Here is an 11,055-nt window from a genome sequence, read left to right on the forward strand (position 1 = left end):
CCTCGGGGGGCAGCGAACGAAGTGAGCGTGGGGGTCGTCGTTTCATGTCAACCTCCGCCGGGTCGCCCCAAGAAGGCTCACTGCCCCCCCGGGGAGCAGCGAACGAAGTGAGTGTGGGGGTCGTTTCATGTCAGCGCTCCGGCTACAAGGGACGCGGTCAGGAAGCGTCCCGGCAAATACGGTTCGATATCGATGGGCGGCCGCTCGCCGGCCATCAGCGCGGCGACGAGCCGCGCGCTGCCCGGCGCGGTCGTCACGCCGAGCCCTTCATGCCCGACCGCGAGCCACACGCCCGGCCGTGCCGGGTGCTCGCCGAGCAGCGGCAGGCCGTCGGGGCTCGCGGAACGGAACCCCGTCCATGCGCGGATGCCGTTCAGGTCGGCCAGGTCCGGCAGATAGCCCACCGCGCGGCGCAGCATGCGCGCGAGCACGGGCGGCTCGACTTGCGCGTCCTCGGTGTCGAACTGGCGCGACGAGCCGATCAGCAACTGGCCGGTCGGCCGCGGCTGCACGTTGAACGCGACCGACGTGCCGTCGCTCGCATGCGCGCTCGCCGCATAACCCAGCTCGACGAGCTGGTGCGACACCTGGCCCGGATAGCGGTCGGTAATCAGCAGATGGCCCTTTTTCGGGCGCAGCGGCAGTTCGGGCAGCAGCGTGCGCGCCGCAACGCCGTTCGCCACGACCACCCGCTCCGCGCGCAGCGTGTCGCCGCTGGCGAGCGTCACGCTCGAGCCGTCGACCGCGACGGCGCGGTCGCGCCGCAGCGTGATGCGCGGCGCGCGCTGCAGCAGCCAGTTCGCGGTGACGGGCGCATAGAGGATCGCGTCGCCTGGAATCTTCAGCGCACCGCCGAGGCCCGCGCGCAACATCGGCTCCAGTTGCGCGAGCGCCGCCGCGTCGACCAGTTCGCCGGTCACGCCGTGCGCGGCGAGCGCCGCCTGCTTCGCGCGCGCGAGATCCATCTCGTGCGCATCGGCCGCGAGCCACAGCGTGCCGCAGTTGCGGTACGCGCAGCCTTCGGGCATCTCGCCGCTCAGCGCGCGCCACAGTTCGATCGAGTAATGGCTCAGCGCGAGTTCGGCCGCGTTGTCGTCCATCGCGACGAGGTGCCCCATGCCCGCGCCGGTCGCCCCGCCGCTCGCGTCGTCGACGACGAGCACGCGCAGCCCGCGCTGCGCGAGTTCGTGCGCGCAAGCAGCGCCGACGATGCCGGCGCCGATCACGACGACATCCGTCTTCGCGTCGCTCACGGCGCGATACCCCAGCCGAACGGATCGTCTTCCTCGATCAGGAGCGTCGCTTCCGCGCTCAGGTGCGCACTGCCGCGGATCGTCGGCACGATCCCGCCGTCGGCTTCTTCGTAGCTCGCGTGGAACACGCTGCCGATCACGCTCGCCTGCCGCCACACGGCGCCCGCCGCGAGCTTGCCGTCGGCCGCGAGGCACGCGAGCTTCGCGCTCGTGCCGGTGCCGCACGGCGAACGGTCGTACGCGAGGCCCGGGCACAGCACGAAGCTGCGGCTGTCGTGCTCGGGATCGTCGGCGAACAGCTCGATGTGGTCGATCTCGCCGCCATTCGCGCCGGTGATGCGCGCGCGTTCGAGCCCTTCGCGCACGGCCGACGCATACGCGGTGAGCGCCGCGACGTTGTCGCCGGCCACGCGCTGCCCGTGGTCGCTGATCAGGAAGAACCAGTTGCCGCCCCACGCGATGTCGCCCTTCACGGGGCCGTAACCCGGCACGTCGAGCGCGACGCCCTTCGCATGGCGATACGCGGGCACGTTGCGCACGCTGACCGACAGGTCGTCGTGCAGCGTCGCCTCGACGGTACCGACCGGCGTTTCGATCCGGTGCACGCCGGGCGCGATGCGTCCCATATGGTGCAGCGTGCGCACGACGCCGATCGTGCCGTGTCCGCACATCCCGAGATAGCCGCTATTGTTGAAGAAGATCACGCCGGCCGCCGCATCGGGCGACACGGGCTCGCACAGCAGCGCGCCGACCAGCACGTCGCTGCCGCGCGGCTCGAGGATGCATGCGGTGCGGTAGCGGTCGTGCTCGCGCGCGAGCACGTCGCGGCGCTCGGCCATCGTGCCGCTGCCGAGCGCGGGGAAGCCGGACACGACGAGCCGAGTGGGTTCGCCGCCCGTGTGCGAATCGATGATCTGGATGCGCTTCATCATGAGCCGTCCGAAGTGGGGAAAGGAGCATAGCTTCCTCCGTCGCGCGTCCGTCCGCTTGTGGCTTTTCGATGAGGACGACGACGAAATCGGCATAGTGCGAGGCGCCCTTCGCGCCCCTGCCGGCCGCTGTGCCGATTTCGTCATTTTGCTCCGCGATACGACTCAAGCGTGATGGGCATTTGCGCGGCGATACTGGTTGCCACACCGACACACCCGTCGGCCGACCGATACGAACGTAGGAGATTTCAGTGAGCCGCAAAGCCATTCAATGGACCGGGGTTTTCCCGGCCGTCAGCACCCAGTTCAAGCCGGACTTTTCCCTCGACATCGACGCCACGCACCGCGTGGTGAAGAACCTGGTGAACGACGGCGTGTCGGGCCTCGTGGTCTGCGGCACGGTCGGCGAGAACACGTCGCTGTCGACGAGCGAGAAACTCCAGGTGATCGAGGCCGCCCGCGACGCGGCAGGCGGCAAGATTCCGGTGATCGCCGGCATCGCCGAATTCACGACCGAATTCGCGCGCAACACGGTGCGTGAAGCGCAGCGCGTCGGCGTCGACGGCGTGATGGTGATGCCCGCGCTGGTTTACTCGGCCAAGCCGCATGAAACCGCCGCGCACTTCCGCGCGGTCGCGACGAGCACCGACCTGCCGGTGATGGTCTACAACAACCCGCCGATCTACAAGAACGACGTGACGCCCGACGTGCTGATCGCGCTGCAGGATTGCGAGAACATCGTCTGCTTCAAGGATTCGTCGGGCGATACGCGCCGCTTCATCGACCTGCGCAACGCGGTCGGCGATCGCTTCGTGCTGTTCGCGGGCCTCGACGACGTCGTGGTCGAGAGCATCGCCGTCGGCGCCGAAGGCTGGGTGTCGGGCATGTCGAACGCGTTCCCGAAGGAAGGCGAGACGCTGTTCCGCCTCGCGAAGCAAAAGCGTTTCGACGAAGCGCTCGCGCTGTACCGCTGGTTCATGCCGCTGCTGCACCTCGACGCGCGTCCCGACCTCGTGCAGTGCATCAAGCTGTGCGAAGAGCTGGTCGGCCGCGGCAGCGCGATCACGCGCCCGCCGCGCCTCGCGCTGCAGGGCAACACGCTCGCGGAAGTGAAGGCCATCGTCGCGAAGGCGCTCGAAACGCGCCCGGCGCTGCCCGACGTCGGTCTCTGATCGACTTCCCCAGCGGCGGCTTGCAGGCTTTCCCCCCTGCGCGCCGCCGTCTCCGGTCCGGCATGGCCTGCGGGCCCGTTCGCCCCGGCGCCCGCCTGCGCCGCGCGTGAACGGCCCGCGGCCCGCCCCGGTCGTTCGAACCGGGCGACGCCGGCCGGCAGGCGTGCGCCGCTGCTCCGTCGGAGCGCGGCGCATTCGACGCCTGCACCGCCATTCCCCCAGGAGACAAGCCCATGCCAGGCCAAGGCAACGCACACCCGTCTGTCCCGCTTTCCCGTTCCGCGCACCCCGACGCGGGTCACGGCAAGTTCAAGAAACAGCTGTCGCTGACCGATCTCACGTTCATCGGTCTCGGCGCCATTTTCGGTTCGGGGTGGCTGTTCGCCGCGAGTCACGTCTCGACGATCGCGGGCCCGGCCGGCATCTTCTCGTGGCTGCTCGGCGGCTTCGCGGTGCTGCTGCTCGGCATCGTCTACTGCGAACTCGGCGCCGCGCTGCCGCGCGCGGGCGGCGTGGTCCGCTACCCGGTGTTCTCGCACGGCCCGCTGCTCGGCTACCTGATGGGCTTCATCACGCTGATCGCGTTCTCGAGCCTGATCGCGATCGAGGTCGTCGCCGCGCGCCAGTACGCGGCCGCGTGGTTTCCGGGCCTGACGGTCGAAGGATCGAGCGACCCGACCACGCTCGGCTGGCTCGTGCAGGCCGCGCTGCTCTGCTTCTTCTTTTACCTGAACTATTCGAGCGTGAAGACGTTCGCGAAGGCGAACAACATCATCAGCGTCTTCAAGTTCATCGTGCCGCTCGCGGTGATCGGCGTGCTGTTCACGTTCTTCAAGCCCGCGAACCTGACCGTGCACGGCTTCGCGCCGTTCGGCATGCCGGGTATCGAGATGGCCGTGTCCGCCGGCGGCATCATCTTCGCGTACCTCGGGCTCACGCCGATCGTGTCGGTCGCGAGCGAGGTGCGCAATCCGCAGCGCACGATCCCGATCGCGCTGATCCTGTCGATCCTGCTGTCGACGCTGATCTACGTGCTGCTGCAGCTCGCGTTCATCGGCAGCATCCCGACCGCGATGCTCGCCGGCGGCTGGCACGACATCAGCAAGGCGTTCACGCTGCCGTACCGCGACATCGCGCTCGCCCTCGGCGTCGGCTGGCTCGCGGTGATGGTCGTCGCTGACGCGATGATCTCGCCGAGCGGCTGCGGCAACATCTACATGAACGCGACGCCGCGCGTCGTCTACGGCTGGGCGAAGACGGGCACCTTCTTCAAGGTGTTCACGCGCGTCGACGAAGCGTCGGGCATCCCGCGCGCGGGCCTGTGGCTCACGTTCGGCCTCGCGATCTTCTGGACGATGCCGTTCCCGTCGTGGGAAGCGCTGATCAACATCGTGTCCGCCGCGCTGGTGCTGAGCTATGCGGTCGCGCCGGTCTCGGTCGCCGCACTGCGCCGCACCGCGCCCGACCTGCCGCGGCCGTTCCGCGCGAGCGCGTTCGGCATCACCGGCCCCGCATCGTTCGTGATCGCCGCGCTGATCGTCTACTGGTCGGGCTGGAGCACGGTGTCCTGGCTGCTCGGCCTGCAGATCGTGATGTTCGTCATCTATCTCGCGTGCCGCCGCTGGGTGCCGACCACGCACCTGAGCCTCGCCGAGCAGGTGCGCTCGTCCGCGTGGCTGATCGCGTTTTATGCCGCGATGATCGTGCTGTCGTATCTCGGCGGCTTCGGCGGCACGGGCCGGCTCGCCCATCCGTACGACACGGTCGTCGTCGCGGCCGTCGCGCTCGTCATCTACTACTGGGGTGCGAATACAGGCGTCCGTTCCGACAAGCTGCAGCTCGACGACGACGAGGACTGACGCGCCCCCGCCGTTTCCCATGATCCCTTCGGCCGGGCGCCCCACGCCCGGCCCCTGTTTTTTTCCGAGGAAAACCATGCAACTCACAGGTCAGCTCCTGATCGGCCAGTCCGCCGTCGCCGGACAGAACGGCACCCTCCACGCGATCGCCGCCGCCACCGGCGAACGGCTCGAGCCCGCCTTCGGCGGCGCGAGCCTGCACGACCTGGAGACGGCCTGCGCGCTCGCCGACGACGCGTTCGACATCTATCGCGAAACGTCGCTCGAAGCACGGGCCGCGTTTCTCGACGCGATCGGCCGCCACATCATGGCGCTCGGCGACGACCTGATCGAGCGCTGCGTCATCGAAACGGGCCTGCCGCGCGCGCGCATCGAAGGCGAGCGCGGCCGCACGGTCGGCCAGCTCGCGCTGTTCGCGTCGCTCGTGCGCGACGGCGGCTTTCTCGACGCGCGGATCGATCCGGCGCGCCCCGAACGCAAGCCGCTGCCGCGCGTCGACCTGCGCCTGCGCAACGTCGCGGTCGGGCCCGTCGCCGTGTTCGGCGCGTCGAATTTCCCGCTCGCGTTCTCGGTCGCCGGCGGCGATACGGCGTCGGCGCTCGCGGCCGGCTGCCCGGTGATCGTCAAGGCGCATTCGGCGCATCCCGGTACGTCGGAATTCGTCGGCCGCGCGATCCAGCAGGCCGCGCGCGAATGCGGGATGCCGGCCGGCGTGTTCTCGCTGCTGTTCGACGCATCGCGCGAGATCGGCCAGGCGCTCGTCGCCGATCCGCGCATCAAGGCCGTCGGTTTCACCGGCTCGCGGCGCGGCGGCGTCGCGCTGATGCACATCGCAGCCGCACGCCCCGAGCCGATTCCCGTCTACGCGGAAATGAGCTCGATCAATCCCGTGCTGCTGTTTCCCGCCGCGCTCGACGCGCGCCACGACACGATCGCGCCGCAGTTCGTCGCATCGCTCACGCTCGGCGCCGGCCAGTTCTGCACGAATCCGGGCCTCGTGCTCGCGGTCGACGGGCCCGCGCTGCGCGCGTTCGAAGCTGCGGCGGCCGATGCCGTGCGCGCGGCAGCCGCGCAAACGATGCTGACACCGCACATCCACGCGAGCTACGCGCAAGGCGTCGCGGCGCTGCGCGGGCACGATGCGGTCGAACGGCTGGCGGAAGGCGTCGAGGGCGGTCGCTACCAGGCCCGCGCGGCGCTGTTCGCGACGTCGGCCGACGCGTTCATCGCGCGCCCCGAGCTGCGCGAAGAAGTGTTCGGCCCCGCTTCGCTGATCGTGCGCTGCCCGGACGCCGACACGCTGCATCGCGTGCTGAAGTCGCTCGAAGGCCAGCTGACGATCGCCGCGCATCTCGCCGCCGACGACGCAGCGCTGTTCGCCGCGCTGCGCCCGACGCTCGAGCGCAAGGCCGGCCGCATTCTCGTCAACGGCTTCGGCACGGGCGTCGAAGTCGGCCATGCGATGGTGCACGGCGGCCCGTTCCCGGCAACGTCCGACACGCGCACGACGTCCGTCGGCGCGCGTGCGATCGAGCGCTTCCTGCGCCCCGTGTCGTATCAGGACCTGCCGGATGCGTTGCTGCCGGACGCGATCCGCAACGGCAATCCGCTGAACGTGCCGCAACGCATCGACGGCGTGCCCGCGCCGCGCGAGGTGAACCATGTCTGAGCAAACCGCCGAAGTCGTCCTGTCGCTCGATGAAGTCCACGCGCTCGCGCTGCGCGTGCTGACGCACCACGGCATGTCCGACGCCCATGCCCGGGCCATCGCCAACGTGATCACGCAGGGCCAGCGCGACGAATGCCATTCGCACGGCGTGTACCGGCTGCTCGTCTGCGTGCGTTCGCTGAAGAAGGGCAAGGTCGATCCGCAAGCCGTGCCGACGCTGCGCCGGCTGTCGTCGTCGATCGTCGCGGTCGACGCGCATCGCGGCTTCTCGCTGCTGAGCTTCGAAACGGGCCTGCCGGTGCTCGTCGAGATGGCGAAACAGCACGGCATCGCCGCGATGACGATCAACCATTGCTACCACTTCTCCGCGCTGTGGCCGGAAGTCGAGGCGATCGCGGCCGAGGGGCTGGTCGGCATCGCGATGAATCCGAGCCATAGCTGGGTCGCGCCGGAAGGCGGCAGGGAGCCCGTGTTCGGCACGAACCCGATCGCGTTCGCGTGGCCGCGCCCGGGCGGCGTGCCGTTCGTGTTCGACTTCGCGACGAGCGCGATCGCACGCGGGGATATCGAGCTGCATGCGAAGCAAGGCAAGGCGATCCCCCCGGAATGGGCGATCGACGCCGATGGCCGGCCGACCACCGATCCGAAGGCCGCGCTGCAGGGCGCGATGCGCACGTTCGGCGGTCACAAGGGGTCTGCGCTCGCGGCGATGGTCGAGTTGCTCGGCGGCGCGCTGATCGGCGACATGACGAGCCGCGAGTCGATGGACTTCGACGAAGGCGTCGGCGCGACGCCGTGCCATGGCGAACTCGTGATCGCCTTCGACCCGAAGGTGTTCCTCGGCGACGATCTCGACACGGGGCTCGCGCGCGGCGAGCGGATGTTCGAATCGATCGTCGCGCAGGGCGCGCGGCTGCCGTCGCAACGGCGCTTCGACGCCCGCGCGCGCAGCATCGCGAACGGCGTGCGGATTCCGAAGGCGCTGTACGACGAGATCCTGACGCTGCTCGACTGATCGCCTGCCCACGGGGCCGGATCGCGCGGCGATCACCGATCGATGCGCGGCCCGGCACCTCCCCGCCCGGTCGCGCGGCCGTTCCGCGGCCTTCGGCACGTTTTACGCCGGGCACGCCTGCGGCGCCGGTTGCCGGCCCCGCGGGCGCCACGCCCGCGGCGGCTGTGGGATAATCGCCGGGTTTGCCCAGGGCGCAGCTCAAGAGGTTGTTCGCACGGGCGCGAGAGAGGCCCTTATTCCCCGTGCCTCCACCCTTTTCCCGCGATATTTCTTCAGCAACGACAATGCCCACTTACCGTTCCAAAACTTCCACCGCCGGCCGCAACATGGCGGGTGCGCGCTCGCTCTGGCGCGCCACCGGCATGAAAGACGACGATTTCTCGAAGCCGATCATCGCGGTCGTCAACTCGTTCACCCAGTTCGTGCCCGGGCACGTGCACCTGAAGGATCTCGGCCAGCTCGTCGCGCGGGAGATCGAGGCTGCCGGCGGCGTCGCGAAGGAATTCAACACGATCGCGGTCGACGACGGCATCGCAATGGGCCATGACGGCATGCTGTATTCGCTGCCGAGCCGCGACATCATCGCGGATTCGGTCGAATACATGGTGAACGCGCACTGCGCGGACGCGATGGTCTGCATCTCGAACTGCGACAAGATCACGCCGGGGATGCTGATGGCCGCGATGCGCCTGAACATCCCGGTGATCTTCGTGTCGGGCGGCCCGATGGAAGCCGGCAAGACGCGCCTCGCGAACCCGGTCACCAAGACCGTCGAACTGAAGAAGCTCGACCTCGTCGACGCGATGGTGATCGCGGCCGATCCGTCGTATTCGGACGCCGACGTCGCTGAAGTCGAACGCTCGGCCTGCCCGACCTGCGGTTCGTGCTCGGGCATGTTCACCGCGAACTCGATGAACTGCCTGACCGAAGCGCTCGGCCTGTCGCTGCCCGGCAACGGCACGGTGGTGGCCACGCACGCCGATCGCGAGCAGCTGTTCAAGCGCGCCGGCCGCCGGATCGTCGAGCTCACCCGCCAGCACTACGAGCAGGACGACGAACGCGTGCTGCCGCGCTCGGTGGGCTTCAAGGCGTTCGAGAACGCCATGACGCTCGACATCGCGATGGGCGGTTCGACCAACACGATCCTGCACCTGCTGGCGATCGCGCAGGAAGCCGGCATCGACTTCACGATGAAGGACATCGACCGCCTGTCGCGCGTCGTGCCGCAGCTGTGCAAGGTCGCGCCGAACACGAACAAGTACCACATCGAGGACGTGCACCGCGCAGGCGGCATCATGGCGATCCTGGGCGAGCTCGACCGCGCCGGCAGGCTGCACACCGACGTGCCGACCGTGCACGCGCCGTCGCTGAAGGATGCGCTCGACCAGTGGGACATCGTCCGCACGCAGGACGATGCGGTCCGCACGTTCTACCTGGCCGGCCCGGCCGGCATCCCGACGCAGGTCGCGTTCAGCCAGGACACGCGCTGGCCGAGCCTCGACCTCGACCGCGCGGAAGGCTGCATCCGCTCGTACGAGCATGCGTTCTCGAAGGAAGGCGGCCTCGCCGTGCTGACGGGCAACATCGCGCTCGACGGTTGCGTGGTGAAGACGGCCGGCGTCGACGAGAGCATCCACGTGTTCGAAGGCTCGGCTCACGTGACCGAATCGCAGGATGAAGCGGTCGAGAACATCCTCAACGACAAGGTCAAGGCCGGCGATATCGTGATCGTCCGCTACGAAGGCCCGAAAGGCGGCCCCGGCATGCAGGAGATGCTCTACCCGACCAGCTACATCAAGTCGAAGGGGCTCGGCAAGGCATGCGCGCTGCTGACGGACGGCCGCTTCTCGGGCGGCACGTCGGGCCTGTCGATCGGCCACTGTTCGCCGGAAGCCGCGGCGGGCGGCGCGATCGGCCTCGTGCGCGACGGCGACAAGATCCGCATCGACATCCCGAACCGCACGATCAACGTGCTCGTGTCCGACGAAGAGCTGGCGCGCCGCCGCGAAGAGCAGAACGCGAAGGGCTGGAAGCCTGCGCAGCCGCGTCCGCGCAAGGTGTCCGCGGCGCTGAAGGCCTACGCGAAGCTGGTCATGTCCGCCGACAAGGGTGCCGTGCGCGACCTGTCGTTGCTCGACGACTGACGCGAGCAGCACCGCCGGCTGCCCGCCACGCGCAGCCGGTCGGGCTGGGGGCAGGATATCCCGCCCGCGCCGCTGTGGAAGCCGCTCTCCGGAGCGGCTTTTTTTCGTCCGGCGCCAGGGAATCCCCAGCGCCGGCGACATCAGTGACGGAAATCCTCGGGGCCACCGCCTCCGCCACCACCGTGGTTACCGCCACCGTTTCCACCACCTTGCGGCCGCGCATAACCGCCGCCGCCCGCGCCTCCCTGACGCACCGGCGGCGGCATCGGACGCGCGTCGCCACCCGGCGCGGGCGGCGGGCGCAGCGCGGCCGGCGGCGGGCTGGCCGGACGCGCGTTGCCCGCCCCGCCCGGCATCGGTGAAGGCGCCGGTGCTGCCGGCGGCGGTGTGCGGATTGCGCCGTTCCAGCCGCCGCGTGCAGCCGACGGCCGCGCGTCGTGCACGGGCGGCGGGCCGCCCGGCGCAACCTGCATCGGCCCGCCCGGTTGCGGACGGCCTTGTCCCGGCGGCATGCCTCCGGGGCCGAGCCGCGGTTCCGGACGATGCGCCCAGCGATCGCGGTCGTGATACCACGGACGGTGCCGGTAATAACGATCCCAGTACGCGGCGATCGCGAACCCCGTCACCGGAACCCCGATGATCGCGCCGTATTCGAGCAACGGCACGTAGCTGCCCTGGTACGGATACTCGAGCAACTGCGCATCGATCCAGCCGCGCACGCCCGGCAGCGCGACGTCGCACCACGAGTAGTCGCTCAGGCAGCCGAAGACGTCCAGCGCCGTGTCGGGCGGAATCTGCGCCACCACCGGATAGTCGGGCGCCGGCCCCGCAAACAGTTCGGCCGGCGAGTTCGTGTAGGCGCTGCTCTGCGCATCGGCGACGCCCGGCGCGGCCGCGAGGCCTAGCAGGACGGCGTACAGACTTCGGACAATCGAATTCCTCATGATGCTCTCCCGCGCGGTGCCGCCGCGCGCCGGTCAGTGCCGATGCCCGCCCCAGCCGCCACCCCAGTGG

At 69.6% G+C, this 11,055-nt stretch carries 8 protein-coding genes; 5 read left to right on the top strand and 3 right to left on the bottom strand.

From position 1 onward, the window contains the following. Positions 1–125: 125 nt before the first annotated feature. Positions 126–1,253: an NAD(P)/FAD-dependent oxidoreductase gene (locus tag DPV79_RS09305; protein WP_113045256.1), complete on the bottom strand. Its 1,128-nt coding sequence runs from the start codon at positions 1,251–1,253 to the stop codon at positions 126–128. Then, positions 1,250–2,182 (bottom strand): 4-hydroxyproline epimerase, encoded by a 933-nt coding sequence (locus tag DPV79_RS09310; protein ID WP_113045275.1) that lies wholly within the window; start codon positions 2,180–2,182, stop codon positions 1,250–1,252. The genes DPV79_RS09305 and DPV79_RS09310 overlap by 4 nt, the downstream gene beginning before the upstream one ends. A 251-nt stretch (positions 2,183–2,433) precedes the next feature. Between DPV79_RS09310 and DPV79_RS09315 the strand changes: the two genes are divergently transcribed. From DPV79_RS09315 to ilvD, 5 genes are all read left to right on the top strand, one after another. After that, on the top strand, positions 2,434–3,354 hold the full coding sequence (locus tag DPV79_RS09315) for a dihydrodipicolinate synthase family protein (protein ID WP_113045257.1): 921 nt from the start codon (positions 2,434–2,436) through the stop codon (positions 3,352–3,354). A gap of 233 nt (positions 3,355–3,587) precedes the next feature. Continuing rightward, positions 3,588–5,213 carry an APC family permease gene (locus DPV79_RS09325; RefSeq protein ID WP_113045258.1) on the top strand — a complete coding sequence of 542 codons (1,626 nt, stop codon included), beginning with the start codon at positions 3,588–3,590 and terminating at the stop codon, positions 5,211–5,213. A 76-nt stretch (positions 5,214–5,289) separates the two neighbouring features. Beyond that, positions 5,290–6,882 carry an aldehyde dehydrogenase (NADP(+)) gene (locus tag DPV79_RS09330; protein ID WP_113045259.1) on the top strand — a complete coding sequence of 531 codons (1,593 nt, stop codon included), beginning with the start codon at positions 5,290–5,292 and terminating at the stop codon, positions 6,880–6,882. Next, entirely contained in the window at positions 6,875–7,897 is a 1,023-nt protein-coding gene (locus tag DPV79_RS09335) for an Ldh family oxidoreductase (protein WP_021156669.1), read from the top strand. Before DPV79_RS09330 ends, DPV79_RS09335 begins: the two co-directional genes overlap by 8 nt. A 284-nt stretch (positions 7,898–8,181) precedes the next feature. Beyond that, positions 8,182–10,041, top strand: a complete 1,860-nt coding sequence (gene ilvD / locus DPV79_RS09340) for a dihydroxy-acid dehydratase (RefSeq protein ID WP_113045260.1) — start codon at positions 8,182–8,184, stop codon at positions 10,039–10,041. 140 nt (positions 10,042–10,181) lie between these two features. Here ilvD and DPV79_RS09345 read toward each other — a convergent pair whose 3' ends face one another. Then, positions 10,182–10,985 (bottom strand): SH3 domain-containing protein, encoded by an 804-nt coding sequence (locus DPV79_RS09345; RefSeq protein ID WP_113045261.1) that lies wholly within the window; start codon positions 10,983–10,985, stop codon positions 10,182–10,184. Positions 10,986–11,055 lie beyond the last annotated feature (70 nt).

Source organism: Burkholderia reimsis, assembly GCF_003294055.1.
In the GTDB taxonomy this organism is placed as follows: domain Bacteria; phylum Pseudomonadota; class Gammaproteobacteria; order Burkholderiales; family Burkholderiaceae; genus Burkholderia; species Burkholderia cepacia.

What these genes read in the sequence shown, in the direction of transcription:
- DPV79_RS09310 (WP_113045275.1), bottom strand. Translation starts at nt 2,182, where the DNA reads ATGAAGCGCATCCAGATCATCGATTCGCACACGGGCGGCGAACCCACT.
- DPV79_RS09325 (WP_113045258.1), top strand. Translation starts at nt 3,588, where the DNA reads ATGCCAGGCCAAGGCAACGCACACCCGTCTGTCCCGCTTTCCCGTTCC.
- DPV79_RS09330 (WP_113045259.1), top strand. Translation starts at nt 5,290, where the DNA reads ATGCAACTCACAGGTCAGCTCCTGATCGGCCAGTCCGCCGTCGCCGGA.
- DPV79_RS09335 (WP_021156669.1), top strand. Translation starts at nt 6,875, where the DNA reads ATGTCTGAGCAAACCGCCGAAGTCGTCCTGTCGCTCGATGAAGTCCAC.
- ilvD (WP_113045260.1), top strand. Translation starts at nt 8,182, where the DNA reads ATGCCCACTTACCGTTCCAAAACTTCCACCGCCGGCCGCAACATGGCG.
- DPV79_RS09345 (WP_113045261.1), bottom strand. Translation starts at nt 10,985, where the DNA reads ATGAGGAATTCGATTGTCCGAAGTCTGTACGCCGTCCTGCTAGGCCTC.